Annotated in this window: 24 protein-coding genes; 11 read left to right on the top strand and 13 right to left on the bottom strand. The window is 33.3% G+C overall.

The genetic code is table 11. The features are described 5' to 3' along the window. Nucleotides 1-2 precede the first annotated feature (2 nt). Nucleotides 3-2,471 (top strand): GNAT family N-acetyltransferase, encoded by a 2,469-nt coding sequence (locus NZ853_03470; protein MCS7204733.1) that lies wholly within the window; start codon nucleotides 3-5, stop codon nucleotides 2,469-2,471. Beyond that, nucleotides 2,468-5,284 carry a DNA polymerase I gene (gene polA, locus NZ853_03475; protein MCS7204734.1) on the top strand — a complete coding sequence of 939 codons (2,817 nt, stop codon included), beginning with the start codon at nucleotides 2,468-2,470 and terminating at the stop codon, nucleotides 5,282-5,284. The genes NZ853_03470 and polA overlap by 4 nt, the downstream gene beginning before the upstream one ends. A gap of 92 nt (nucleotides 5,285-5,376) precedes the next feature. On the opposite strand, the gene NZ853_03480 is transcribed toward polA, so the two are convergent. The 4 genes from NZ853_03480 to map are packed head-to-tail and all read right to left on the bottom strand — an operon-like array spanning nucleotide 5,377 to nucleotide 7,575. Then, nucleotides 5,377-5,760: a DoxX family protein gene (locus NZ853_03480; protein ID MCS7204735.1), complete on the bottom strand. Its 384-nt coding sequence runs from the start codon at nucleotides 5,758-5,760 to the stop codon at nucleotides 5,377-5,379. Nucleotides 5,761-5,807: 47 nt separating this feature from the next. Next, a complete protein-coding gene (locus tag NZ853_03485; protein MCS7204736.1) occupies nucleotides 5,808-6,188 on the bottom strand; it encodes a hypothetical protein in 381 nt (126 codons plus the stop codon). 51 nt (nucleotides 6,189-6,239) lie between these two features. Beyond that, complete coding sequence (locus NZ853_03490; GenBank protein ID MCS7204737.1) at nucleotides 6,240-6,803, bottom strand: hypothetical protein; 564 nt, start codon at nucleotides 6,801-6,803, stop codon at nucleotides 6,240-6,242. A gap of 16 nt (nucleotides 6,804-6,819) precedes the next feature. Further along, the gene (map, locus tag NZ853_03495) at nucleotides 6,820-7,575 is read right to left on the bottom strand and encodes a type I methionyl aminopeptidase (protein MCS7204738.1); all 756 of its coding nucleotides are present in this window, start codon (nucleotides 7,573-7,575) and stop codon (nucleotides 6,820-6,822) included. A gap of 245 nt (nucleotides 7,576-7,820) precedes the next feature. Between map and NZ853_03500 the strand changes: the two genes are divergently transcribed. Further along, the gene (locus NZ853_03500) at nucleotides 7,821-9,164 is read left to right on the top strand and encodes a hemolysin family protein (GenBank protein ID MCS7204739.1); all 1,344 of its coding nucleotides are present in this window, start codon (nucleotides 7,821-7,823) and stop codon (nucleotides 9,162-9,164) included. A 119-nt stretch (nucleotides 9,165-9,283) separates the two neighbouring features. Next, nucleotides 9,284-10,003 (top strand): hypothetical protein, encoded by a 720-nt coding sequence (locus NZ853_03505; protein MCS7204740.1) that lies wholly within the window; start codon nucleotides 9,284-9,286, stop codon nucleotides 10,001-10,003. Here NZ853_03505 and pdxH read toward each other — a convergent pair. After that, entirely contained in the window at nucleotides 9,992-10,654 is a 663-nt protein-coding gene (gene pdxH, locus NZ853_03510; GenBank protein ID MCS7204741.1) for a pyridoxamine 5'-phosphate oxidase, read from the bottom strand. The two genes, NZ853_03505 and pdxH, sit on opposite strands and share 12 nt — an antisense overlap. 361 nt (nucleotides 10,655-11,015) lie before the next feature. Here pdxH and purF point away from each other — a divergent pair, with 361 nt between their 5' ends. After that, nucleotides 11,016-12,485 carry an amidophosphoribosyltransferase gene (gene purF / locus NZ853_03515; GenBank protein ID MCS7204742.1) on the top strand — a complete coding sequence of 490 codons (1,470 nt, stop codon included), beginning with the start codon at nucleotides 11,016-11,018 and terminating at the stop codon, nucleotides 12,483-12,485. Between the two features lie 4 nt (nucleotides 12,486-12,489). On the opposite strand, the gene NZ853_03520 is transcribed toward purF, so the two are convergent. Next, complete coding sequence (locus tag NZ853_03520) at nucleotides 12,490-12,978, bottom strand: transcriptional repressor (GenBank protein MCS7204743.1); 489 nt, start codon at nucleotides 12,976-12,978, stop codon at nucleotides 12,490-12,492. A 335-nt stretch (nucleotides 12,979-13,313) separates the two neighbouring features. Here NZ853_03520 and NZ853_03525 point away from each other — a divergent pair, with 335 nt between their 5' ends. Continuing rightward, nucleotides 13,314-14,525, top strand: a complete 1,212-nt coding sequence (locus tag NZ853_03525; GenBank protein MCS7204744.1) for a glycosyltransferase family 1 protein — start codon at nucleotides 13,314-13,316, stop codon at nucleotides 14,523-14,525. An 11-nt stretch (nucleotides 14,526-14,536) separates the two neighbouring features. On the opposite strand, the gene NZ853_03530 is transcribed toward NZ853_03525, so the two are convergent. The 4 genes from NZ853_03530 to NZ853_03545 all read right to left on the bottom strand — a co-directional run bounded on the left by NZ853_03530 (nucleotide 14,537) and on the right by NZ853_03545 (nucleotide 17,259). Continuing rightward, nucleotides 14,537-15,004, bottom strand: coding sequence for a hypothetical protein (locus NZ853_03530; protein ID MCS7204745.1), 468 nt, complete (start codon nucleotides 15,002-15,004; stop codon nucleotides 14,537-14,539). Nucleotides 15,005-15,054: 50 nt separating this feature from the next. Then, a complete protein-coding gene (icd, locus tag NZ853_03535; GenBank protein ID MCS7204746.1) occupies nucleotides 15,055-16,287 on the bottom strand; it encodes an NADP-dependent isocitrate dehydrogenase in 1,233 nt (410 codons plus the stop codon). A gap of 178 nt (nucleotides 16,288-16,465) precedes the next feature. Further along, nucleotides 16,466-16,711 (bottom strand): hypothetical protein, encoded by a 246-nt coding sequence (locus tag NZ853_03540; GenBank protein MCS7204747.1) that lies wholly within the window; start codon nucleotides 16,709-16,711, stop codon nucleotides 16,466-16,468. Between the two features lie 359 nt (nucleotides 16,712-17,070). Continuing rightward, entirely contained in the window at nucleotides 17,071-17,259 is a 189-nt protein-coding gene (locus NZ853_03545; GenBank protein ID MCS7204748.1) for a hypothetical protein, read from the bottom strand. 442 nt (nucleotides 17,260-17,701) lie between these two features. On the opposite strand from NZ853_03545, the gene NZ853_03550 reads away from it, so the two are divergent. The 4 genes from NZ853_03550 (at nucleotide 17,702) to NZ853_03565 (ending at nucleotide 21,995) form a co-directional block, all read left to right on the top strand. After that, nucleotides 17,702-18,931 (top strand): acyl-CoA dehydrogenase family protein, encoded by a 1,230-nt coding sequence (locus tag NZ853_03550; protein ID MCS7204749.1) that lies wholly within the window; start codon nucleotides 17,702-17,704, stop codon nucleotides 18,929-18,931. Nucleotides 18,932-19,027: 96 nt separating this feature from the next. Then, entirely contained in the window at nucleotides 19,028-19,477 is a 450-nt protein-coding gene (locus NZ853_03555) for a RidA family protein (protein ID MCS7204750.1), read from the top strand. Between the two features lie 5 nt (nucleotides 19,478-19,482). Further along, complete coding sequence (locus NZ853_03560) at nucleotides 19,483-20,016, top strand: hypothetical protein (GenBank protein ID MCS7204751.1); 534 nt, start codon at nucleotides 19,483-19,485, stop codon at nucleotides 20,014-20,016. After that, entirely contained in the window at nucleotides 19,974-21,995 is a 2,022-nt protein-coding gene (locus tag NZ853_03565; protein MCS7204752.1) for a hypothetical protein, read from the top strand. The genes NZ853_03560 and NZ853_03565 overlap by 43 nt, the downstream gene beginning before the upstream one ends. 9 nt (nucleotides 21,996-22,004) lie before the next feature. Here the strand turns inward: NZ853_03565 and NZ853_03570 are convergent, their stop codons facing one another. Next, the gene (locus tag NZ853_03570; protein ID MCS7204753.1) at nucleotides 22,005-22,640 is read right to left on the bottom strand and encodes a histidine phosphatase family protein; all 636 of its coding nucleotides are present in this window, start codon (nucleotides 22,638-22,640) and stop codon (nucleotides 22,005-22,007) included. A 2-nt stretch (nucleotides 22,641-22,642) separates the two neighbouring features. Next, nucleotides 22,643-24,085 carry a dihydrolipoyl dehydrogenase gene (lpdA, locus tag NZ853_03575; protein ID MCS7204754.1) on the bottom strand — a complete coding sequence of 481 codons (1,443 nt, stop codon included), beginning with the start codon at nucleotides 24,083-24,085 and terminating at the stop codon, nucleotides 22,643-22,645. A gap of 68 nt (nucleotides 24,086-24,153) precedes the next feature. Here lpdA and NZ853_03580 point away from each other — a divergent pair, with 68 nt between their 5' ends. Then, nucleotides 24,154-25,125, top strand: coding sequence for a tetratricopeptide repeat protein (locus NZ853_03580; GenBank protein ID MCS7204755.1), 972 nt, complete (start codon nucleotides 24,154-24,156; stop codon nucleotides 25,123-25,125). On the opposite strand, the gene NZ853_03585 is transcribed toward NZ853_03580, so the two are convergent. Then, nucleotides 25,126-26,004 carry an ABC transporter permease gene (locus tag NZ853_03585; GenBank protein MCS7204756.1) on the bottom strand — a complete coding sequence of 293 codons (879 nt, stop codon included), beginning with the start codon at nucleotides 26,002-26,004 and terminating at the stop codon, nucleotides 25,126-25,128.

Consider the following 26,004-nt stretch of genomic DNA (forward strand, 5'->3'; position numbering starts at 1 on the left):
GCATGAAGAAACAAATCTTTAAAAATGCATACGTGAAAAGTTTAGTTCCCTTTTTTTATCCTGAAAGTATAGCGATTTTATATGCCAAAAATGAAGGAGTCTCCAAACAAGTCCTTTTGAATCTAATCCAAAATCCTTTTGGTGGGGTGATTTATCCCATTAATCCTGACGAAACCAATGTTTTGGGTATTAAAACTCATGCTTCTCTGGATGATGTGTCAGAACCCATTGATTTGGTGATTATCACGGAAGATTATCCTTATGCCTTCACATGTCTTCAAGAATGTTTGAGGAACAAACATAAAATCCAAGCCATAATGCTGATTTCTTTCGGTTTTCGAGATGATAGTCTCGTTTATAGTAAACTCAAAGAAACTTTTTTAGAAACCCTTCGGAAAGAAAATATTCGTGTTCTTGGTCCTAATTCGATTGGAATTATTTCTCCCTATACGAACTTTAATGGTAGTATACTTTCCTTTGAATTTAACAAAGGGAATATTGCTTTTTTAACTCAAAGTGGTTCTATAGGAAGTTCTATTTTGGATTGGTCCATCCAAAGAAAAATTGGCTTTAGTGGTTTTGTTTCTTTGGGATCTTCGATTGATGTGGATTTCGGGGAATTGATTGATTACTTTGGACATGATCCTCATACCAAAAGCATGATTCTATATTTAGAAACAATCAAGAATCCAAAAAATTTTCTCTCCGCGGCTCGGGAGATTTCGTTGAGTAAACCGATTGTTGTTTTACGTAGTGGAAAGTTTCCTCAAACCCAGAGTCTTATTAGAAGAAGAAGTGGTCATCCCATTGATGAAGAAGTTTTAAACGCTGCCTTTCATCGCTGTGGGATTTTACGAGTTGAGACCGTTGAAGATTTATTTTTCATGGCTGAGGTTCTTTCAGAACAAATGATACCCACCAATCATCATTTGGCAATTATCTCGAATGGAAGTGGGCTTACCTTTCTTGCCATGGATAAATATTTGGAACACTACGGTTCGTTTGTTGAGTTCAGTAAAGAAACAAAAGAACAAATCAAAAAAAGAACAAGTATCAAAGTCATAGAAAATCCTTTGATGCTTCCGCCAAATAGCTTAAGCAAAGATTTTATCGAAGTTATCAAAATATTGAATGAGGATCCCGTAGTTGATGGGATTTTATTGATTTTAGCTCCTTCTTCTATTTTGGATTTTCAGGATTTGATCCATCAAATCATAACCATTAAAACTACCATCAAAAAACCTTTTTTAATAAGTTTAGTGGGGGGAATTTTTATCGAAGATAGTTTGGAAAAAATCCGCAATGCAAATATACCTGTTTTTGATTTTCCGGATCAAGCAGTAAAGATTTTTCACTACATGTATCGTTATTATGTTTCGATACGAGCTCTTTACGAAACGCCAGAACCTCTATCAAAAGAAACTTATGATTACTTAACAATATTTCAAATCTTTCATCAAGTAGAAGAAAAAAGCTTTAATGTTCCTACTGAAGAGATTACTTTTTCTGAAGAAGAAAGCATGAAAGTAATACAATCTTTGGGAATCATCGAAGTCTTAGAGAAATTTTCTGAATACAAAGAATTAAAAGTCAAAGTTGGTTCATTCGTAGAAAGGATTATGGGACCTATTATTTATCTCCAAGTGGATTTGGATGAGAAAGCGAAAATTCCCATCAAAGCTTTAGGATTACCACCATTGAATACCACCCTCGTGAAAAGAATGTTTGAAACTTCAACAAATTTTAAATATGTTAAATTTCATGAATCAAACTTGGAAGCTTTGCAAACCATATTAATCATAATTAGTAATTTTGTTTTGGAATTTCCTCAAGTTTGTGAATTTGAATTTACAATTGATTTTTCTGTAGATGGATTTCGAGTTTTATCGCCAATATTGAAAATTTATCATCCCAATCAATTTTTGAAAAATTATGTTCTTCCTGTGATACGTCCTTATCCCAAACAATATATTGAAATCACTACCTTGAAAAATGGTTTATCAGTGCTTTTTCGCCCCATTCTTCCCGAGGATGAACCTTTGGTGATAGAATTTCATCAAAGTTTATCAGAACGAAGTGTATATCATCGATATATGCAACCTTTAGAATTAAAACATCGCATTAAACATGAAAGATTAGTTAGAATTTGTTTTTTGGATTTTGATAGAGAAATTGCCATCATAGCTTTGGATCGAGAAAATTCTAAGATTTTAGGAATAGGAAGGCTTTCTCATCATCCTTACAGAGACGAATCAGAATTTGCTATTTTGATTTCTGATGCTTATCAAGGAATGGGAATTGGAACAAAACTATTAGAAAAACTATTAGATATTGCAAGAAAAGAAAAAAAGAAAACCGTCTATGGCATCATTCTGAAAGAAAATATCCCTATGATAAAGGTTTGTGAAAAATTAGGTTTTCAAATTCACTCTATAGATATCGATTTAGTAAAAGCTGAAATCAGTCTATGAGTCAAAAACAACATAACAAAAAAGGAACTCCAAAAAAAGAAATAACATCGGCTGATTTGGTGATCATAGATGCACATGCATTAGCATATCGTGCTTACTATGCTTTGATACAGCAAAACTTTCGAAATTTGGATCAAACTCCTACGTGGGCTGTTTATGGTTTTTTTCGAATGTTATTTAAAATCCTAAATGACTATAAACCTAAATATATAGCAATCACTTGGGATTCCATTGAAAAAACATTTCGTCATCAAATTTATCAGGAATACAAATCCCATCGAAAACCCATGCCAGAGGACCTCATTTACCAAGTCGAGATGATTAAGGATTTTTTGAAAAAAATTGGTTTTCCCATCATTCTTGTGAATGGCTTTGAAGCCGACGATATTATTGCTACTTTGGTAGAAAAGTTTAAAAGTAAATATTATATCTTGCTTTTTACGGGAGATAAGGATTGCTTTCAGCTCTTGGATTCAAACGTAAAAATGCTAAGAGGCAAAAAGGGAGTTTCGGAGTTTGTGGAATTTACAGTAGAAATCCTCAAAGATGAATATGGGATTTTGCCCGAACAAGTCGTGGATTACATGGCATTGGTGGGTGATGAATCCGATAATGTTCCTGGAGCAAAAGGAATCGGACCAAAGATAGCAAGTGAGCTTATCCAAAAATATTCAACGATTGAAAATATATACGAACACTTAGATGAATTAAAGCCAAGTATTAGAGAAAAACTCATGCAAAGTAAAAGTGACGTTTTTTTATCTAAGGAATTAGTAAAGTTAAACAAAAACATATCTGAAATCAATCATATAACAGAAGAAGAACTAAAAGTGCCGAATTATCTTTCTCATGAAGTTTTATCGCTCTTTCGAAAAGAAGGATTCCAGCAAATCTATAAAGATCTTCTTAAAGAGTTTGAAAAAGAAAAATCAAAACCATCGATCCCAGCTGATGATTTGTTTTCTTTTTGGGAGCCTTCTACAAAAAAAACTCAAAAATTCCAAAAAGATGAAGTATCGTATTATTTCATTTCCAACGAAGAAGAACTTAAAAAACACATAGAAAAAATCCAAACTTATTCTCAATTAGTTATAGATGCTGAGACTTCTTCTTTAGATCCTTTTGATGCGAAATTAGTGGGAATTTCACTTTGTGGGGAAGAAAAAGAATCCTACTACATTTCGATTATAGAAGGAGATTCTTTATTTTCAGAAAAAGGAATACCACTCGATGTAGCTAAGTATTACTTACAAAAATTAATGGATCGTCCCATTCAATGGATAGGGCAGAATATCAAGTTTGATTACAAAGTCTTATACCATAAAGGCATTGTGTTGCCTGAAATACACTTTGATACCATGTTAGCAAGCTATTTATCAAATCCCACGATTCGACAACATAACTTAGATGACTTAGCCATGGAATATTTGAACTACGAAACAATCAAATACAAAGAAATTGCAGGGGAAGGGAAAAAACAAAAAACTTTGGACAAAATCGATCCTGAAAAAGTATATCTATACTCTTGTGAGGATGCGGATATCACCTTTCGTTTGTATAAAATCTTTCAACAAAAATTAAAAGAAAATCAATTGGAGAAGATTTTTTACGAAGTAGAAGTCCCCTTAGTGGAAGTTCTTTCAGTGATGGAGTTATATGGAGTAAAAATTGATACAGATTATTTAAGATTTTTATCAAATGAGTATGAACTAAAAATCCAAAACTTAATAAAGATGATTTATAATGAAGCTGGTGTAGAGTTCAATATCAACTCCACCAAAGAACTACAAACAATTCTGTTTGAAAAGATGAAACTCCCTGTCCAACGAAAAACCAAAACAGGATTTTCCACTGATCAAAGTGTATTAGAGAGTTTACGTTATTTACATCCGATGATTGAGTATCTTTTACAATATCGAAAGTTGGTGAAATTAAAAAATACTTATATAGATGTTTTGCCGCAACTCATAAATCCAAAAACCAAAAGAATCCATACGCACTTTTCTCAGACAAGCACTGCAACAGGACGTCTATCATCCAGCAATCCAAATCTACAAAACATTCCCATAAAAGAAGAAGAGGGAAGAGCTATACGTAAAGCTTTCATCCCCGAAAAGGGTTATAAAATAGTTTCTTTGGATTATTCTCAAATTGAGCTTCGTATTTTGGCACATTATTCAGAAGATGAACGTTTGATTCAGGCTTTTGAACGAGGAGATGATATCCATTTAAACACAGCTCAGTATTTGTTTGGTGTCAGTAGAGAACAAATCACTTCGGACATGAGGAGTAAAGCCAAGACATTGAATTTTTCCATCATTTATGGTGCAACTCCCTATGGGGTTTCTCAGAATTTAGGTATTGAGCCCGAAGAAGCAAAGGAATTGATAGAAAAGTTTCATAAAAGTTTTCCGGGTGTTCAAAGATATATGAACAAAGTAATTGAATTTGCAGAAAAATTTGGTTATGTAGAAACTCTATTGGGAAGAAGAAGATATATACCCAATATTACATCTCAAAACAAAAAACTCAAAGAAGCTGCCCAAAGAATAGCCATCAATACCCCCATTCAAGGGACAAGTGCGGATATCATCAAGCTTGCCATGATCCAAATCCACAAAGAGCTAAAGAGAAAAAAATTCCAATCGAAATTGGTTTTGCAAGTCCATGACGAATTAGTGTTCGAAGCAAAAGAAGAAGAAATAGAAGACTTAATAGCCATGGCAAAAAACCACATGGAAAATGCTATTAAGCTAAAGGTTCCTTTGAAAGTTGATGTGGGTATTGGTGATAACTGGGCGGAAGCCCATTGATTTTTAATCGTCATACATTTGAGAGTTTTCTTGAATGATTTGATTGAAACAAAATTCATGGATTCAATGATTTTGGGACGGAGCTCTTGTTTCTAAGTTTTTTTGATAAAACGCATGAGACTGAATTTGCCATCGCCTCTTGCTGCGAGATAAAGGAAGACAAAAGCGTAAAGAGCTGATAATTCACCATTATTCAGGATGGGCCAAAAGTTTTTGTGGGCATGCCATCCAAAATAGGCGACTGCCATCGTACCACTACTTATAAAGGCGGCAATTGCTGTAAATAAGCCAACGAGAATTAAAATTCCTCCAACCAATTCAATCATCCCGGCAAACCAGTAAATAGAACCAAAGGTTGCTATTTTGCCATCCAATCCACCAAAGATTTTTTGGATACCATGCTGAAGAAACAAAAAACCACTGACTGCTCTTAAAAGTGAGTAAATGAATTCTTCAAAATTTCTTAAAATGATCATAACATAAAGTTTTTGTGGCTATGGTGTTTGCAATCAAAAATAATCCCTCATTGCAAAAAGTAAAAAGTAAACAACAAAACTGAAAGTAAGATAGAAAAAGCAAATTCTGCCAAAATCATGGGGATCTTAAATTTCAAAGTTGTGATTGCTATGTGGATTGAAAGAATTAAAAGAGCAAAACCTAATACAATTAATGTAGTAGAGATAGCTCCTTCGTAAGTTGAATGGTAAAAAAGAAGTATGACGGGCAAAATCCCACTAAAAGTTATATATGCTCCATGACTAATCCAACTCATTAAGTATAGTCTAAGATCTTTTTCATCTCCATCAATGTTTGTAACAATGGCACCGACAATCAATTGATGGAAAATTCCGAGTCCTGCAAGGATCAAACCCACTATGATGATTCCATATCTGATAAGTTCCATTGCTTTTTAAACTTTTGTTTTAGCTTGATATGACAAGAAATTTCTAATTTTTTAATAAGTAGGTATTTTGGGTTCATAATTGATACTATTGTCTATTTTCATAAAGGTATCCATACACTGAGTGAAAGTAAAGTCTTCGCAGGTATAATAAATAGCGTGGATTCTATCATCAAAAAATCTTAAAAATCCAAGCTTTTTTACTTTTACTTGTCCGTCATCGAAAGAACCTAAAAATTGATAACTATAAATTTTTTTATTATTGAATTCGATTTCTATGTAGTTTTTTTCTATGTAGTTCCAGTTTTTATAATTCAAATTGATGGCTTTATACCAACCTGAAGCATATTGTTCTCGTTCAGTTTTTGTCTTTGTTGGATTGGGAAGTCCTCTATATTCCATCATAGGACCGTATACTTGATTTGGATCCTTACCATAAAAATGAAAAAAACGTTTAGAAGAAAAAAAAATTTCCCAATGGGATGGAACTTGGAACTGGATTTTACTATCAGTTAAGGTGATGGTTGAATAGAGAATTTCTGAATTTATAACAATATAGCTTTTACAATTATGAAAAAATAAGATTATAACTAAAAGAAAAAACTTCCCATTCTGCATTAATCAAAATGAATGACTATTTAAGTAGTGTTAATACTTCGTAACCATCAGGTGTTACTAAGATGGTATGTTCAAACTGGGCAGATAATTTTCCATCTTTAGTTCGAACTGTCCAATGATCATTTTCGTCGAAAATGACTTCATATGTCCCTTCATTGATCATGGGTTCTATGGTGAATGTCATTCCGGGCTTCATTACGATTTTAACTTCATTGTTTTTATAATGTGGAACGATGGGTTCTTCATGAAAGTTCTTCCCTATTCCATGACCAGCTAATTCCCTTACTATTCCGTATCCATAAGGTTTGATGAATTCTTCGATTGCATTCCCAATATCACATATTCGATTGCCTGGTTTGACAGCTTGTATCCCCACCCACATGGCTTTTTCTGTTATTTCGATGAGTTTTTTTGCATTTTCTGAAATCTTTCCTACAGCGAATGTTTTTGATGTGTCCCCGTGATAGCCTTTATACCGAACTGTTATATCTATGTTGATGATATCCCCTTCTTTTAGGATTTCTTCTTTTTTTGGTATGCCATGGCAGACCACGTTGTTGACGGATGTGCATATACTTTTAGGGAAACCTTTGTAGTTTAGTGGTGCGCTTTCGCCTCCTTTTTTGATTGTAAAACGATGAGCAAAATCGTTTAATTCTAATGTGGAAATACCTGGTTTAACTCTCAATCCTGTCTCATATAGGACCTCTGCTGCGAGTTTGCCTGCATCCCTCATTCTTTGGATTTCATATTGACTTTTGTAGTGTATCAATGAGCCACTCCTTGGAGAATACATGATGGCACCTCAATGATAGTAAATCATAAATTTACCATAGAGTCAATTCCGTATTTTATGGTTGCTAAAAATATATATTTTTACTTGTCATTCAAATTAATTCAATTTTTGTATAAAATCAATTTGAGTAAGGTATGAATATTAGATTTAAGATTGACTATTTTACTCAAAATTTAATTTTTTTAACATTAATCACTCAACTTTTTTATCTATAATAAGCTATGACTGACATTTTTATTCTTATTTTACTTACACTTTTGAATGGTTTTTTCTCAGCTTCAGAGATAGCTTTAATTACAATAAAAAAAAGTAGAGTTAAATCTTTAATTGAGAACAAAGTCAAGGGAGCTGAAATCATTAGACAATTACAAAATGATCCCAATCGTTTGTTTGCTACTATTCAGATTGGGGTCACGTTAGTTGGAACCATTGCCTCCGTCTTTGGCGGAGTAAAGGTAGTAGAGCAAATCTCTCAATTATTACAAAATTTGCCAATACCTAATTCGCTTCTTCCTTTCGTAGATGCGATTTCTTTTGCAATTGTTGTTTTATTTATTACGTATCTGCAAATTGTTCTCGGGGAGTTGGTGCCAAAGTCCTTGGCTTTGAATCATTCGGAGCGAGTAGCTCTTATTTTGGCTTATCCGATTTCTTTTTTTAACAGTTTATTTTATTATCTAAGCCAAATTTTGATAAGTTCTAGTAATTTCATTTTGAAGCCTTTTAAAGATAAAACAAGCTTCTCTGAAACTAAACTTTTAGCTGAGGAAATACTTCACTTGCTTGAAGAAGGAGTGAAGAAAGGCACAATTGAAACCAACGAGCATGAGATGATTGAGAACATTTTTGAAATCAATGAAACTGATGCAAGAGAAGTGATGGTGCCAAGAGTGGATATGGTGGCATTACCAGTAAACGCTAAGAGGGAAGAATTAATTAAAGTATTAGAAACAATGTATAGTAGGATACCTGTATATAAAGAAAACTTAGATAATATCGTTGGCATATTACATATCAAAGATCTTTTGCGGGCGTTTTGGAAAAAGAACTTAGAACTTAGTGATGAAGAAATAGCTATTTCGAAGATCATGCGTCCACCCTTCTTTGTCCCAGAGGGTATGAAAATAGGCAAAATCTTGCAAGAAATGCAAAAACGAAAAATTCAAATAGCTATCGTTGTTGATGAATACGGCGGAACTGCTGGACTTTTAACATTAGAAGATATTCTTGAAGAAATCGTAGGTGAGATTCAAGATGTAAGTGAAGGAAAAGAATCAGAAAATCAAATTTTAAAAATAGATGATAATACCTTCTTAGTGAATGGAAGTTGTAACATTTTTGATTTCAATGAGTTCATTAGCGAAGATGTGATACCGGAATCAGAAGCTTATACAACAGTGGCGGGTTTTATTATAGAGCAATTAGGAAGATTTCCAGAGATTGATGAAGCTTTTGAATACAAGAATTTAAAGTTTATAATAATGAAGAAAGAAAAACATAAAATCATTCAACTACGTGTAGAAAAACACAAAAAAGAAGTAATCCCACATAAAGTGAAAGTTTAAACTTGTTCATTGAATAAATAAAATATTTAGTAAACTGAGAATTGTATTTAATTCACATTTTGTAGCTTTTCTATAGGAAAAGAATTTACAGAAACTATTTATTAGATACTTTTTTATCTATGAGAATTAAGGAAATCACTAAAGAAAAGATTAAAAGGATCATATCATTATTAAAAGAAGCTGAATATTCCCAGCTTGAGACTGAATTGTATGAACTTTCTGATTTACTTATTCAAGAGAAGGAACATTTTCTAAAAGCTGAAGATTTAGACCAGATACTACAAAATATGACTCGTAATACAGAAGAATTCCGAAATCAGTTAATCAATCTAATAAACTTCATAGATAAGCGTTTGGAAGAACATAAAGGATATAATGAGAAGCGATTCGAGATGATTGATAAGCGGTTTGAGGACATGAACAAGCGATTTGAGGAGCAGATAAGTAATAGTGATAAGCGGTTTAATGATATGAATAAACGATTTGAGGAAATGAACAAGCGGTTTGAAGACATGAACAAACGATTTGAGGAACAAAGAGAACTGATGGATAAACGATTTGAGGATCAGATGAAAAACATTGATAAAAGATTTATGGAAGTGCATCAGAGATTTCATGATTTAAATAAAAGAATTGGTTTTATTCAATGGATGATAACATTCCTTTTTAGTGTTATGATGGGGATATTATCATTCTTTTATTATCAACATTATTCTTTAACTAAAGAAATTCTAAACGAGCTAAGAAAACCAAATCAAAAAATAGAAAATTTAAAAAATGATCATCAACAAATGAATGTCAATTTTCAAAAAGGAATTCTTGAAGGGTTATGGGTATAAACGGTATCGTTTCCATTCACCTTCTTTAAGAGAGGTTCTTTCGTAGATTACTCTGTCATGGAAGCGTGCTGGACGACCCTGCCAAAATTCAATCTTTAAAGGTTTTAAGATATATCCACCCCATTTTTCGGGTTTTGGGACTGTTTTGCCTTGAAATTCTATGAGAGCTCGTTGGAATGTCTGTTCCGCTTCGTCTCGATTTTTCATGATTTGGCTTTGTTTTGAAATCAATGCCGCTACTTGACTTTCATATGGACGAGACTGAAAATATTCTATTGCTTCTTTTTCCGAAGTTGTTTCAACTTTCCCAAAAATACGAACTTGACGAAAAAGCTCACTCCAAAAAAAAACTAACGTTGCATAAGGTTGATTTTCCAAATCTTTTCCTTTTTTGCTTTCATAATTTGTAAAAAAAACAAAACCTTCAGAATTAACTTCTTTGAGTAACATAATTCTTGCATCAGGATAATGATCAACTCCTACAGTTGCTAATGTCATAGCATTCGGTTCTTTTTCTGTTTTGATAGCTTCTTGTAGCCAAATTTTGAAAAATTCTATGGGATCTTCATCCATCTCTTCCTCTAAAAGTCTAGTACCTTGATATTCCCTTCGTAAAGATTTAAGATCAAAAGTCTTTTCTTCTTTATCCATATCCATAAAAATGAAATTTTCAATAAGACTACCTTCTCAATAAAAATTCTTCTAAATTTGTATTTTTTGATTTTTTTAGAATATAAAGACTTTAAAATCAAACTATTTAGAATTAAAATTTCAGTAAACAAATAGTTCTTAATCCGATGTTGATTAGAAAACAGATCAACTTTTTTAACTTTTAATGAGTTTTAAATAGATGAATTTTTCTTATGTTTAAAAAGTTTTTTTGAATTCCTAATTTATAATAATTTTTTTTATAAAAGTTTTAGGATTTAATTTCCTTAAGGAAGAGGATTCTCAATTCTTGTAGATTTCTTACTTGATTATTACAAAAAACGAAATATTTAGGAAAATAAAAATGAAATCAAAATCAGTATTCCTTCGAAAAGTATCTGATTTCTATCCAAAAGAAGAATGTGGAATATTTGGGATTTATGGAAATGAAGAAGCAGCAAATTTTACTTATTTAGGATTATATGCCCTACAGCATCGGGGGCAGGAAAGTGCTGGGATTGTTTCCACTGATGGTGAGAGATTATATCGATATGCTGGAATGGGACAGGTGGCTCACGTTTTTGATGAAGCTAAAATCAAAATGTTAATTGGTCATGCGGCTATAGGACATAATCGATATTCTACTACAGGAGCTTCTTTTTTAAGGAATGCTCAACCCATTCGGGTAGATTCTCGTCTGGGGAGTTTTGCTTTAGCCCATAACGGAAATATAGTAAATGCATGGGAAATACGAAAGAAATTAGAATCAGAAGGCTCTATTTTTCAAACTACTGTAGATACTGAAATTATCTTTCATCTAATGGCAAAAAGTAGAAAACAGGATTTTTTAGAGGCATTGGTATTTGCGTTGAAAGAAATAAGAGGAGCTTATAGTTTATTAGTATTAAATCCCAATGAACTTTATGCAATACGAGATCCGTATGGTTTTCGACCTTTAGTAATGGGTAAGCATAAATCAGGGGCGATTGCGTTTGCTTCAGAAACCTGTGCTTTTGATATTACGGAAATAGACTACATAAGAGATGTGGAACCAGGAGAAATCATTCGGGTCACAGAAAAAGGAATGGAAAGTTTTTTCCCATTTTCGAAAGTTGAAAGACAAGCATTGTGTATTTTTGAAAACATCTACTTTTCACGCCCTGATTCTTTTATCTTTAATCGAGCGGTTTTTGATGTTCGAAAAAATTTAGGTAGGTTTTTAGCTTTAGAACACCCTGCAAATGCAGACATTGTAACAGGCGTTCCTGATTCGTCCATTGTAGCTGCCATTGGATATGCTGAACAAAGTGGAATACCCTATACAACAGCCTTAATTCGCTCACATTACATTGGGAGAACTTTCATTGAACCTGAGCAAAGAATTCGAGACTTTGGAGCTAAGATAAAATACAACGTAGTTAAAAGTGTTGTGAATGGTAAAAGGGTCGTTGTTGTGGATGACTCAATCATGCGTGGAACCACATCAAGAAAGTTAATAAAGATGCTACGAAATGCTGGTGCAAAGGAAATCCACCTACGAATAAGTGCACCCCCAACGAGATTCCCCTGTTTTTATGGAATTGACATACCAACAAGGAGTGAATTGATTGCTTCCACTCATACCATTGAAGAAATAAAGAAATATCTACGTGTGGACTCGCTGGGTTATTTAAGTATTGAAATGGCTCTCAAAGCAATGGAAACAGAAAACTCATTACTTTCTCAGTGGTGTGATGCTTGTTTCACTGGGAATTATCCCGTTCCCATCTTTGAAGAAGATTATAATAACCAAAAAAAGCTATTCTCTGAGTATCTTCTTGAGGAGATGAAATAAAATGTTATTTTTTGATTTTGAACTTTCCTTTAATTAGAATGTTGATTTCCTCCACTTCTATATTTCCTAGTACATTTTTATCTAATTCGGGTAAGCTTAATAAGCAAGCAGGAATGTCATAAATTTTTCCTGTTTCTAAATCAAGGAAGTGATGATGTTTGGTAGTATTGGAATCATAGTAAATCCTATCAGAAGAAAAAATCAATTCACGAACAACATTCTTCTCTACAAATAATTTAAGGGTATTATATACTGTTGCTTGGCTTACTTTTTCATAATCTTTGTTTAAATGGTTCAAAATTTCTTCGGCTGAAACATGTTGGGGCTTTTGGTAAATAAAATGTGCAATTTCTATCCTTTGACTTGTGGGGTTGATACCTTTATTTCGTAGTAGCTCTGCCACTTCTCTTTTTGAGAGTTTGAACTTCATGTTATGCTTTTGCTCATCTTGTTTATCCTTTGCTTTTCTTTCTCTTTTTTTCTTTTCTATCATGATAACCCTCAAAAATCAAAGTATTTTAAAATTATTCTAATTTTATAAAAATCAAAATTTAAGACATTGACAACCTTTTTTATGTGTTTGTTATTTGTAGAAATCACTTTAAATGTATTTGATTTCTATAAAAAATTTGCCTTTTATTTTGTTTAAATAGCAGAGTTAAGAAAAAATTTAAAATTACTGATTATAATTCATTTAGAATCCCAATTAAGATTTTTTTGTATTATGATGAGTTAATATTCTACTCGCTTTGAAATTATGATAAATATTACAAGAAATTGTAATATATTCTTTATTTTTTATTCATACTGATGAGTATTAAGAAATTGATGTTAGTTTATCATAGTTATAGAAAAAATTCTTCTCGTCCAATTAAAATCGCATTTATAACTGATACTTATCCACCTGATGTAAACGGTGTTGCGCATTCTTTGTATCAAATTATTCAGATTTTAAAACAACATCATGAAATCCTAGTTTTAAGACCTGAGGATGATTTGATAGGAATCAAAATTCAACCACATATAAAGGAAGTGTTTTTCCCTTATCTTAATTTACCATTTTATAAAGAAGTTAAGTTGGGATTACCTTTTTATCAAAGAGTTTATGATTCAATAAAAGCATTTTCGCCTGATGTCGTTCATATTGTGACTGAAGGTCCCTTAGGTTTTATGGGATTATTGGTTGCAAGACAATTAGGAATCACTGTTGTTTCTGATTACCGAACAAATTTTACTGATTATTTAAAGTTTTATAATATAGAATTTCTCAGTGAATTTATTAAGTATTACTTAATTTATTTTCATAATCAGTGTGATTTGAATTTTGTTCCAACAAGAGAAATCAAAATTCAATTAAAGAAACAAGGAATAAATAATTTAAAAGTTTTAGGAAGAGGAGTGGATATAAGAAATTTTCACTATTCCAAATATGATGAAGATTTCCGAAAAGAATGGAACGTCAAAAAAGATGATTTATTGTTTCTTTATGTTGGCAGGATTGCTCTAGAAAAGAATTTAGAGCTCGTGTGTGATGTTTTTCGTTCTTTAAAGAAAAAATATCCGTTCATTCATCTTATGTTTGTTGGTGATGGACCTTATCGTTCAACGTTAGAACAAGAGTATAAAGAGATCCTCTTTTTGGGGGCAAAAAAGAAAGAAGAACTATCTAAAATTTACGCTTCGTCAGATTTGTTTTTGTTTCCGAGCAAAACAGAAACTTTCGGAAATGTGGTATTAGAAGCTTATGCAAGTGGTCTACCAATTATAGCTTATTCGTATGCTGCCTCGAAACTGATATATCAGCACAAAAAGACAGGAATTTTGATTCCATTTCATAAGAAGAACTCTCATGAGGTTTGGTACCAATATTTGGAACAATTAATTAAGCACCCCAATCGATTGAAAAAGCTAAAAATGAATATAAAAAATGAATATCACAAATTAAAAAAATTTACTTGGGAAGGTATTAGTGCACTCTTACTAAAGCATTATTATGAATTGCTCAAACAAAAGAGAAAAAAGAAAATCATCAATCTTTGAATAAGACGAAATCAAGGAACTTTAACTGCATTTGAGGGAGAAGAAACATTTTCAAGAATGCCAATAAAACTTACAACCCGAATTGATACAAAATAACCTTGTGTTAGATTTATAGGGAAATAGCAAAGATTAGCGAGACCTCGGGGGTTTTCGGAAACTTCCATGATATAAATGATACCGTAGTTTGGACGCTGAATGAAATTTACACAATCAATTCCGTTTTCTTTTGGTAAAAGAAAAACTTCTTTTTCGGTAGGAGCTTGAAATAATTTATATCCTTTGAACGTGTATTCAACATTCTGAGCTGCAACCCGCAATATATGACCATTACTTGTTCTTTCTATACCTTTGATTTTTGTTGTTTCCGATGAGCCTTCTATTGTAGAAAGTATAATCACTGGGTTGATGGATATCTTTTGTGATGAATAGTTAGTGCATGAAATAGCTAATAGCAAAAATAAAAAGAAAAAGTAATTCATTATAGATGAATTTTTATTATGAGATAAACCCAGCAAAAGCTGGGTTGGGATCACATGTTATCAATCAAAGCATTTCCGAATTCAGAAGTTCGAACTTCTTTGGCACCTTCCATCAATCTTGCGAAGTCATAAGTGACGATTTTCTTTGAAATGGTTCTATCCATAGCTTCAATGATTTTGTCGGCGGCTTCATTCCAACCCATATATCTTAACATCATCTCTCCTGAGAGTATCACAGAACTTGGATTTACTTTGTCTAAACCAGCATACTTAGGTGCAGTTCCATGAGTTGCTTCGAAAATGGCATGACCCGTTTCGTAATTGATGTTTCCACCTGGAGCGATTCCTATGCCTCCCACTTGAGCAGCTAAGGCGTCAGAAATATAATCACCATTGAGGTTCATGGTGGCAATTACGTCATAGTCTGTTGGACGTGTTAGTATTTGTTGAAGAAAGGCATCTGCGATTGCATCTTTTATAACGATTTCTCTTCCATTGACTTTAAGTACTTGCCATGGACCCCCGTCAAGATCGATAGAACCCATTGATTTTGAAAGTTCATATCCCCAATCTCGAAATGCCCCTTCCGTAAACTTCATGATGTTTCCTTTGTGGACTAAAGTCACGCTTTTTCGGTTATTCTTGATGGCATAGTCAATGGCGGCTTTGATCAATCGATAAGAACCTTCTTTACTGATTGGTTTGATACCAATACCAGATGTTTCAGGAAATCGAATTTTTTTGTAGTACTGAGGAAAATGTTCTTTTAATAATTCTAAAAACTTTTTATTTTCTTCTGTTCCTGCTTTGAATTCTATTCCCGCATAGATGTCTTCTGTGTTTTCACGAAAAATTACCATATCGACTTGTTCAGGGTGCTTAACAGGGCTTGGCACTCCTTTAAACCATCGAACTGGACGTAAACAAACATATAAATCCAATTCTTGTCGTAGAGCTACATTTAACGAACGAATCCCCGTTCCAACGGGAGTGGTCAGAGGTCCTTTGATACCTACTAAGTATTCACGAAACGTATCTATGGTTTCTTGAGGTAGCCAATCATTAAATTTTTGGAATGCCTTCTCTCCTGCATAGACTTCTTTCCACTGAATTTTTCGTTTGTTTCCATAAGCTTTTTCTACTGCGGCATCAATCACTCTGACGGCTGCCGCCCAAATGTCAGGACCTGTCCCATCACCTTCAATGTAGGGAATAATAGGGAAATCTGGAACCTTTAATTGACCATTTTCTATTCGAATTTTTTCTGCATTTATGACTGTCATATTTCCAATACATTCAGAAAAAATGAAAAGTCAAGAAACATAAGATGAAAATCATCAATTTCATGAAAATTATAACATGACAAAAAAATACGTTTAGTAAGAAATTAAACCGCATTATTTAAGTGTAAGCATAATTTTCTGTCTGCTTTTGATATAGTTGAGTTTTGCCGTATCATCATTATCCAAACCCTGTGGAATCTTTCATTACTATGTAGCGTTCTTTATATAATATACTCATTCTATAGGCTAAGCTGGATGGTATGCCTGATCTTTCTATAGGTTGGTTTTCGGTTGTTGAAAGGAACATTGGGGGAATTGCCAACTTAGCATAAAATTCTTTATCAATCAGAAGAGAAAAGTTACCGCAAAACCAAAATTTTCTTACTCCTCTTCCCTTAATAAAGTGCTTAAGAGATATAAGCATAACATTTAAGATTTTCCCATACAATAGGAATAGTCAAGTTAGTAGGGCTTAAAAATCTCTATTATGAAGCAAAGAGTTTATATCTCTAAAAGTATGAAAATAAAGTCCTAAGCTTGATATTCCCTTTTTTGGATACTTGTGAATCATTCCGTCCGTAGTTTGAATTTCTTTTAACATAAAACTTATGCTGGAAAACAAAAATTCAAACTCAAAGGGGGGTCCAATCATTATAAGGGGGATTACCTACTATTGTTAAAAAATCATCACTTAGATGTTATACTTTTCGCGTTATTAATGCATTTGTGTAAAAAACCCTTTCTGGAGAATAATTTCTTTTCAAGTATTCTACCGCTACAGAATCAATGTTGGCTAATCGAAAGTTCAAATCTTATAAATGCCCCGTATCCACCTTCAGGATCTATAACAACAGTATTAGCGCTGAAAAAAGGGAAAAGCAGTTCTTTAGCTTTTTCTACAATAACTGAAGGAGTATAAAAAGACCCTAACTTTATTCTTTCTTTTCTTATTAGATGTTTTGCTACTAACATTACAAAACAAAAAGTTTAAAGTTTAAGGATTAGTACATACCTTAGCTTGTAAAGGTATAACTCTAAACCACTGAACCACAGGAGTACACTGTTAATCGGTATTTGTCAATATTTCTTCGAGAATGTGATTAGGTGGTAAACATGATAAGCATGTGGCAACAGAAATAGTGTAGAAAAACCAGAAAAACTTGACTTCAAAAAGTCTATCAAGTTCCACAAGATAAACATTATCATCACAAAAAAGCTTAACATGTTTATATCTTCATTCTGTTTTTATTACCCAACGTAATATAATATATACAAAGAAATTACGGGTTATTGTGTTATCTTTAAAAAATCAAAAAACTAAAACAACAGGTTATGGTTTAAAAATTAATTTCAAAATAACTGAATCACATTTTTTTTCATTGAAGTTAAAAGGATATTTAGTTTATTTGATATTATGGCAGTAAGTAATCAACTATTATCGAAAGAAGCAAAGATACCAGAACTTTCAATTCCAATTCAGTTTTCAGAGGATTTGATAGCACTTCGTGATTTAGTTCGGGAGATTGTGAGGGAAGTTGTCATTCCTGCTAGAAAGGAATTAGATGAAAAAAACGAATATCCGTGGAAAGTTTTAGAAAAGTTTCGAGAAGCAGGACTTTTTCAAGCGATGTTTGATGAAGAATATGGTGGAATGGGGTTGGGAATGATGGCGAACATAATCTTAGCAGAAGAAATAGCTTATGGATGCTTGGGGATCGGAACTTCGTTTTTAGCTACCAAATTAGGAGCTCTTCCAATTGAAGTTGGAGGGACGGAAGAGCAAAAGAAAAAATGGCTTCCGAGGATTGCCTCAGGTGAGTTGATTGCAGCTTTTGGCTTGACCGAACCAAATGCAGGTTCAGATGTGCCAGCACTTCAAACCACTGCGGTAAAAAAAGGTGATAAGTATATCCTTAATGGAACGAAGCAATGGATATCAGGTGCTGGGCAAGCTCATGTCTATACTGTTTTTGCCATCACAGATAAAAGTCGAGGACCACGTGGTATAAGCTGCTTCATTGTGGAAAAAGGAACTCCTGGATTTAGTTTCGGTAAAAAAGAAGACAAATTGGGAATACGTGCTTCGGAGACGAGACAGTTAATCTTCGAGGATTGTGAAATTCCTGCCGAAAATTTAGTAGGAGGAAAAGAAAACAACGGTTTTGTTCAAGCACTAAAGACTTTGAATCTTTCACGTCCAGCTGTTGCTGCTTCAGCTGTGGGGTTAGCTCAAGGAGCATTTGATGCAGCTATGCAATATGCACGAGAAAGAGAGCAGTTTGGAGTAAAAATTGTGACATTTCAAGCAATTCAACATATGTTAGCAGAAATGGCTATGAAGATCGAAGCAGCAAGGTTGTTAACATACAAGGCAGCTATTTTGGCAGAGCAAGGACACAAAGAGACAGCGAAATTCTCTGCTATGGCGAAGTGTTATGCAGCGGATATAGCAATGGAAGTTGCAACGAACGCAGTCCAAATCTTTGGTGGCTATGGATATGTGAAAGATTATCCAGTTGAGAAGTATTTCCGAGATGCAAAGATTTTACAGATTTACGAGGGAACCAGTCAAATCCAAAAAAACGAAATTGCAGCAGGACTCATCAAAGAGGCAGCATCAAAGAAAGTGATCCTCAATATGTAATAACATTATAATTTTGAACATCAAGAATATTTTTCTTCTAGAAATTCTAAGAGAAATATTCTTGATGTTTTGCTTTTCGAAAAAAAATGCACATTAATGATAAAATCAAAATTGTCAGAACTCCAAATCCAATTACCCTCAATTCCAAAGCCAGTTGCATCATATATCCCAGCGAAAATCCATAATGGTTTGATTTATACAAGTGGTCAACTTCCCTTAAAAGAGGGGAACCTTCTTTCCGTGGGAATTTTAGACAAAGAAGAAGATATAGAAAAAGGCAAAAAGGCTATGGAGCAATGTTTTCTGAATGCGTTAGCTGCTGCGAGCTCTGTAATTGATATTGACTCCATAAAAGGGATTTTGAAGTTAACAGCCTATGTTGCATCTTCACCTCAATTCGTTTGGCAACATTTGGTTGCGAATGGTGCTTCCGACTTAGCTGTAAAAATTTTTGGAGAAAATGGCATTCATGCGCGTTCTGCCATTGGTGTTTGTTCTCTCCCTTTAAATGCTTCGGTGGAACTAGAAGTTATCTTCATTTTGTAAGAATAATGGAATTTCTTTCTTTTTATAAGTTTTGGTTTTTGTATTTATACAAAGGCTGGAGAAATTTAGTTCTGTTTCTTTTTGAATATTTTAAAGGTTTTACTTATGAATTCTGGGTTTTATTATTTGTTTCGATTCTTCTTTTGTTGATGGTAGTTTTCCCCTGGTTTTCATATCAAATCCAATTTGATGAATTGGAAACCATCTACCTTAGAACCAAAAAATGGTATTGGTTTTCTTTGCCCGTTTTAACAACTTTTCTATTTATGGTGATTCATCACAAACTAACTTATAGTATTCAACTGATCATTAACCTTTTCGTGATTTTTTTGTTTGTTTATGGTTATTGGAATACGTCAATACATATTAATATAAAAGGAGAATACGAGGTTTTGTATACGTATTATTTGTATTTTGTTGTGCTTGTGTTTCATACATTTTTGATAAGTTTTCTGAAAAAAGGAAAAAATACTTTTTTTGAACAAATCCATGAATTATGGAAGAAATACAAAAGAAAGATTCAAATGAACCACAAATAAAAGGTTTTTACCTGCCAAATCAAGCAAGGAATTTTTTTTTAAATCCTCGTAATTTCACTCAAGACAAGGATTTGATAGATAACCAAAAAATATTATCACAAATTTACGAAACCATCTACAATCTCTACGAAGCCAAAAAATCAGAAAATTACATTCCTACGGAAAAAGAAATCTATGAGGACCTTGAGTTTCGTAAAAAAGCCATTAGTGATAAAACCCCTCTTCCCCCGAAAGAAATAATTTATCGTTATTATTTTATGTTAGCAGCTCATGAGCCAGCTTTTATTGCAATATTACGGGAACTCCGATTTGACTTTCAAAATAAGTTTCATTTTATCACCAAGATAGCAATCCCTTTTAGAGATAATTTGGATTTTTTACAAAAATCGATTATGCAGGTTTTACATAACTCTATGGTGGCAATACGAAATCATATTCATGATTATAATCCAATCAATGAACTCAAAGAAAGAATCCAACTGTATAAATCAATAGATGAGCTAGAAGAAATCTTAGAATATGGACAAATTAATTATATGTTGAAAAAGATTTATTTTTATAAGAATCAAATCTATAATCCTACGGATAAGGACCTAAGTCGAATCAATATAGTAAACCAAAAAATCAAAGAGCATATACTAAAACCACTACTATACCAGCTAACAAAAGAAAATCATGTAGTTACCATCAAAAGGAAACTGCAAATTTCAACAGATATTTTGTTAGTGAATAACATAGAAATCATACAATCTCATTTTCATCTTTTGCTGGATTTGGTTATGAATGAAATTACAAAAAAAGTTATCTTTGAACAACTATCATCTGAGCAAATCAAAAAATTAGAAAATTTCAATCGTGTCGAGCAAGCGAATTTTATCTCAAATTTCATTTTAAGTCAGCCTCAAAATTTCCCCAAAGGAATACAACTTTTAGCAACTGATATTCTTGGGATACATGAATATATTCATAAACATCAAGAAAAAGAAAAATTAGAACAAGATAAAGAAGAATTAAAGCAATTGATCCAACGTTTAACGAAGGCAAGTGGTATATTAAGAGTTAAAAATCGAGATAAATCTATGGTTTCGGATCGGGTCCTGGATTACATTTTAAAAGGAGGTATGCCATCAATTTTGTTTGCAACGATTCCTATCTACGATTTTCAGCATCCAGAAGCGAAACATTATAACGAAATCTATTTTCTATGGAATGACAAAAAAAGCATCGGTAGGGCTATCGAACAGGCACAAGAACTCTTCAGAAAAATCAAAGATGTTCATTTCATTCGAATCCTTGAGCAGATGTTTCGATACCATGATAGAAGTGAACAAGAATTATCAAACATCATCCCTTCTTATTTAAGAGAAGATTTGGACAAACTAATTTCTGATTCTTATTTAGATAAACTTCCCATTTGGCTAAAAATATTTTATAAAATCATCAATGGAAAAATCAGTCGACATACTTTAAAAGAATTTTGGAAAGATTATTATCAAAAAAACAAACTAAAGTTTGATGAAGGTGTCGTTGAGGAAAAGGAAACAACAAAGACACAAACCCAAAGAAAAACTAAAGAAAGCAAAGATACCAAAGAAAACATAAATTTTTCTATGGAGCTCTATAAAAACGTTATCAAAAGAATAGAAGGTTATTTAGAGAGGGATTTTTTACCAACGGAAAAAATTATTTTAAAAGATTTTGAAAATCAAAAACGAGAATTACAGAATTTATTTCAGTCTATTAGTATGGGAGCAAAATCCTTTCAAGACATCATTTTTATCGAAACTAAACAAGATGTATACTTATTGAGCCGAAATTATCTGAAGCAAAACAAAGAAAGACTTATACAAAAATATAATCAAAAACTCCAAGAAGCAGAAGGTATAAAAACAAAAACGGGACAAGTCATAGCATTAAAGCTTGAGAAAGAAAAAGTAGAATTATATAAGAAAATCCTTCAAATTTTAAATCAGCTTTAGTTCATCAAATCACAAGTGCTTTGTAGAATTCCAGTAGATAAGTTTAAAGTTTAAAGGTCTGTCTTTCTCTTCTATCAAGCTTGTTCCTGTATTTGATAAAATCGTTTTTAAAGAAAACTCAAGTGGGAAAGAAAGAATGACAGAACTAAGGGTTTTGATATATGTTCCATGAGATACAATTATAGTGGTTAGATTTGAGTGATTGTTGAGGGAATACAAGTGAGAGAAAAACTTCTCAGCACGGTTCTTAACATCCATTATGCTTTCTCCTTCTGGGTAGGGCACGTTCACAGAGTTTTTGACTAAAAAGAAGAGTTCTGGTTCTTCTTTTTCGATTTCGTTGATCAGTTTCCCTTCCCACCTTCCGCAACGAATTTCTCGTAAGAGTTCATTCATTTCGAATTGCTCGATTGGGATTTGCTTTTCTTGAAAGGTTTGATATAAAATTTCGGCTGTTTGCCTTGCTCTTATTTGAGGAGAGGTAAAGAGAAAATCTACTTTCGGGATTTCACTTGCTAAGGTTTTCGCTAAACGGTTAGACTGTTCTATCCCTTTTTCATTGAGTTCGGTTTCTATCCCTCCTTGTAGGCGTTTTTCTTTATTGAAGTTTGTTTCTCCATGACGTATTAAATAAATCTTCAGCATTGCTAAATGTTGATAGGTTCTCCTATACTTTGGGCAAAGGCTTCCATGAGGGATTCGGAAATCGTAGGATGGGGATGCATGATTTTGGCTATGTTTTCAGGAAGTAGTTCCCCATATAAAGACACCATACCTTCTCCGATGATTTCTGTGGCATTTTTGCCTATAATGTGGATACCTAAGATTTTGTGGGTTTTTTTGTCGATGAGCACTTTGACGAAACCATCTCGTTCGTTTGCAGCATGAGCTCTTCCTAAAGCTTGGTAAGGAAATTTACCCACAATGTAATTGTAATTGAGTTCTTTTGCTTTTTTTTCGGTAAGTCCGACTGAAGCAATCTCAGGCTGAGAATATACACATGATGGTATCCATTGGTAACGAATGGGTTCTATTTGAACATCAAAGTTCGTGGAAACTTTTTTTTCTTTTTTTAGGCTTAAATAAGCATGCTCTGCGGCACGAATTCCCTCATGACTTGCCACGTGAGCCAAAGCAGGAGTTTCAATACAATCACCAATGGCATAAATGTTTGGATTCGTAGTTTGATAGTATGAATTCACAATGATTTTGTCTTTTTTTAAATCCACAAAAACTTTATCTAAGTTCAGGTTTTCTGTATTGGCTTGAATCCCTACCGCAAGTAAAACATGATCAAAATCTTCTTTTATAATTTCTTGTTCTTGTTTTTGTAATTCTACATGAACTTTATGATCTTGAATCTTGAATTCTCTGATAGTTGTTTGGGTGTGGATTTTGATATTTCGTTTGCTAAAAATGTTTTGTAGGGTTTTGGATATTTCTTCATCTTCGTTGGGTAGGATTTGAGGTAAAATTTCAATCAAGGTTACTTCTGTTCCCAAAAGATTATAAATATCAGCAAATTCTACCCCAATCGCACCTCCGCCGACAATCAATAGCTTTTTGGGAAGGGACTCTAACGTCATGGCTTTTTTATAATCAATCACGTAAGTGTTATCAATGGAAACATGAGGTAAATTTTTTGCACGAGCTCCCACAGCAATGATGGTTTTTTTGGTTTGCAGTTCTTCTATCACTTCGTTTGAATTTTCTTGCTTAAAGATTTGAATGGTAAAAGTATCTTTGAATTTTCCAAAGCCGTAATAAACATCGATTTGATTTTTCTTCATCAAGTATTCAACACCTTTGGACATTCGATTGGCAACACTACGAGAACGCTGAATTATTTTAGGAAAATCAATTTCCACTTGAGAGGTTTTTATTCCGAATTCTTGAGATTTCTTGATTTTGTCATACAAGTGGGCACTATCAAGCAATGCTTTTGTGGGAATACAACCCCAATTCAAACACACACCGCCAAGTTCTGATTTTTCGATAATAGCAGTTTTGAGTCCTAATTGGCTTCCTCTTATTGCCGCAACATATCCCCCAGGACCTGAACCAATCACCACAAGATCATAACTTTTCATTCTTTACTCTCCTTGGAGTTAGTGGCTTGCTTATTTTTTGAGTCCATTATTTTTATCTATTTGTGAAAGTGAAATCCATTTATGAAATAGTTTTTGTTTTTTTTATTTTGTTAAATGAAGTTTTATTCCCACAGACTAAGGATTTTATTTCTTTTGATTATTTGCAGTTTCCTAAGGTTTTAGTTTCTGAGCAGGAATATTTAGAAACATTCCCGAAAACACCTTTTCTTTTTGAGCTGGATCCATCAGACTTTGTCTTTTGTAGAAAAAATCCCGTTTCTACCCAGCAATTTCAAAAACAAAAGCCATTTTTGATGAAATTTTTAGGACGTGATTTTACAGATATAGGAGAATATCATAATGAAGTCATTTCGTATTTTTTGAAGACAAATCGAATCGAGGTTTCCATCCAAGCTTTAGAGGAATTGTATCAATGGGATCCCCTTTTCTTTGCAACCTTGTATAACTTAGGTCGACTCTATTATTTAAAAAAAGACTATCAAAAGAGTGTTTTTTATTTTCAAAAAATTTTATATTTTTTTCCGAACTATCCAAGAGCTCATTACTACTTGGGGAAGAACTATTTTGAGCTACGCCAGGATCTTTTGGGAGAATCACATTTTCGAAAAGCCATTGCATTACATCCGGATCAAATAGAATATTGGATAGGTTTGATAGATTTTTTCTATCAAAGACAGCAATTCCAAAAGTCACAATTGTATCTTCATCAAGCAGAAAAGAAGTTTCTATCTAATGTTTTCATTCAGTTTTACAAAGCACATTATTTGTTTCGGGAAAAAAAATACCCTCAAGCTCTACAAGTAGCCGAGTCAATTTCTGAAAATGAACTACCCAAAAAACAAAAACTGCAGCTTTGGTATCTCAAGTTTCAACTCTATGAAATCTCAGGCTCACTAAAAAGAGCGCAAGCAACTTTACAAAAAATTCTTTCTGAAGAGGAACCTGAATTTTTTCATGAATACAGCAGAACCTTTTTTCAACACCAACTGGAACGCATCACAAAATTGTTAGAAGAATGATTACCTTTCCTCTGCAAGAATGTTTAAAGCTAAAATCAAAGGAAGTATTCCCAGAAAAGAGGCGCTAAAAAAGTTCCACCAAATAGGAGGATCTCTTAATAGTTCCCTTGGGGCTTCTGCAATCATGATCCCCCAAGAAGAACTTCCGGGTTCTATGCCAATTCCAATAAACGTCAGGACGGTTTCGGCAACGATGATGTGTGAAGATGAAAGCGCAAAGGTGATTTTGACAATGGAACTCAGATTGGGTAGGATTTCTTCCCAAAGGATACGAAAATGGGATTTTCCCACAATGAGTGAGGATTTAATAAAATTCATTTCTCGGAGCTTTAGGGTTTCTCCTCGAGCAATGCGTGCCAATTCCACCCAACTGGTAAGACCAATCGCTATGATGATCCAAATCATGCCTCTACCGAAAATCATCAAAAAAGTAATCACGAACAATAGCCAAGGAATCGAAGCTACTGTAGTATAAAACCACTGAATGATATCATCAATCCAACCACCGAAATAGCCAGCAATCACACCTAAAACTATCCCGATGGGAATGGCAATCAAATTGACTCCAATTGCCAAAAGTAATGCCGTTTTTGCTCCTTTGAGGGTTTGTAATAGGACATCGTTTCCGTTGATGTCGGTTCCTAAGATGTGAAGTCCTTTGGGTTTTTCAAAGTGCTTCGATTCTCGATATAAACCAAAGGGCTCGGTGTAGGTTCTTTCTTTTTGAACATTGAGAACTTTCACAAACAAAGCGTCCAATAAAGAAAACTTTGCCCCCATTGAGTCTCGAAAGGAAATCAAATCCAAAAGCCCAATCACGAAGTAAATACTAACGATGATGTAGCTGATTTTTTTGAGTCTTTGTTGGGTTTGATTCAT

The organism is Leptospiraceae bacterium, assembly GCA_025059995.1.
Taxonomy (GTDB): Bacteria; Spirochaetota; Leptospiria; order Leptospirales; family Leptonemataceae; genus SKYB61.

Bases quoted from the DNA above. Each gene is read 5' to 3' on its own strand.
- NZ853_03470 (MCS7204733.1), top strand. From the start codon at position 3: ATGAAGAAACAAATCTTTAAAAATGCATACGTGAAAAGTTTAGTTCCC.
- polA (MCS7204734.1), top strand. From the start codon at position 2,468: ATGAGTCAAAAACAACATAACAAAAAAGGAACTCCAAAAAAAGAAATA.
- NZ853_03480 (MCS7204735.1), bottom strand. From the start codon at position 5,760: ATGATCATTTTAAGAAATTTTGAAGAATTCATTTACTCACTTTTAAGA.
- NZ853_03485 (MCS7204736.1), bottom strand. From the start codon at position 6,188: ATGGAACTTATCAGATATGGAATCATCATAGTGGGTTTGATCCTTGCA.
- NZ853_03490 (MCS7204737.1), bottom strand. From the start codon at position 6,803: ATGCAGAATGGGAAGTTTTTTCTTTTAGTTATAATCTTATTTTTTCAT.
- NZ853_03500 (MCS7204739.1), top strand. From the start codon at position 7,821: ATGACTGACATTTTTATTCTTATTTTACTTACACTTTTGAATGGTTTT.
- NZ853_03505 (MCS7204740.1), top strand. From the start codon at position 9,284: ATGAGAATTAAGGAAATCACTAAAGAAAAGATTAAAAGGATCATATCA.
- pdxH (MCS7204741.1), bottom strand. From the start codon at position 10,654: ATGGATAAAGAAGAAAAGACTTTTGATCTTAAATCTTTACGAAGGGAA.
- purF (MCS7204742.1), top strand. From the start codon at position 11,016: ATGAAATCAAAATCAGTATTCCTTCGAAAAGTATCTGATTTCTATCCA.
- NZ853_03520 (MCS7204743.1), bottom strand. From the start codon at position 12,978: ATGATAGAAAAGAAAAAAAGAGAAAGAAAAGCAAAGGATAAACAAGAT.
- NZ853_03525 (MCS7204744.1), top strand. From the start codon at position 13,314: ATGTTAGTTTATCATAGTTATAGAAAAAATTCTTCTCGTCCAATTAAA.
- NZ853_03530 (MCS7204745.1), bottom strand. From the start codon at position 15,004: ATGAATTACTTTTTCTTTTTATTTTTGCTATTAGCTATTTCATGCACT.
- icd (MCS7204746.1), bottom strand. From the start codon at position 16,287: ATGACAGTCATAAATGCAGAAAAAATTCGAATAGAAAATGGTCAATTA.
- NZ853_03540 (MCS7204747.1), bottom strand. From the start codon at position 16,711: ATGCTTATATCTCTTAAGCACTTTATTAAGGGAAGAGGAGTAAGAAAA.
- NZ853_03545 (MCS7204748.1), bottom strand. From the start codon at position 17,259: ATGTTAGTAGCAAAACATCTAATAAGAAAAGAAAGAATAAAGTTAGGG.
- NZ853_03550 (MCS7204749.1), top strand. From the start codon at position 17,702: ATGGCAGTAAGTAATCAACTATTATCGAAAGAAGCAAAGATACCAGAA.
- NZ853_03555 (MCS7204750.1), top strand. From the start codon at position 19,028: ATGATAAAATCAAAATTGTCAGAACTCCAAATCCAATTACCCTCAATT.
- NZ853_03560 (MCS7204751.1), top strand. From the start codon at position 19,483: ATGGAATTTCTTTCTTTTTATAAGTTTTGGTTTTTGTATTTATACAAA.
- NZ853_03565 (MCS7204752.1), top strand. From the start codon at position 19,974: ATGGAAGAAATACAAAAGAAAGATTCAAATGAACCACAAATAAAAGGT.
- NZ853_03570 (MCS7204753.1), bottom strand. From the start codon at position 22,640: ATGCTGAAGATTTATTTAATACGTCATGGAGAAACAAACTTCAATAAA.
- lpdA (MCS7204754.1), bottom strand. From the start codon at position 24,085: ATGAAAAGTTATGATCTTGTGGTGATTGGTTCAGGTCCTGGGGGATAT.
- NZ853_03585 (MCS7204756.1), bottom strand. From the start codon at position 26,004: ATGAATCAAACCCAACAAAGACTCAAAAAAATCAGCTACATCATCGTT.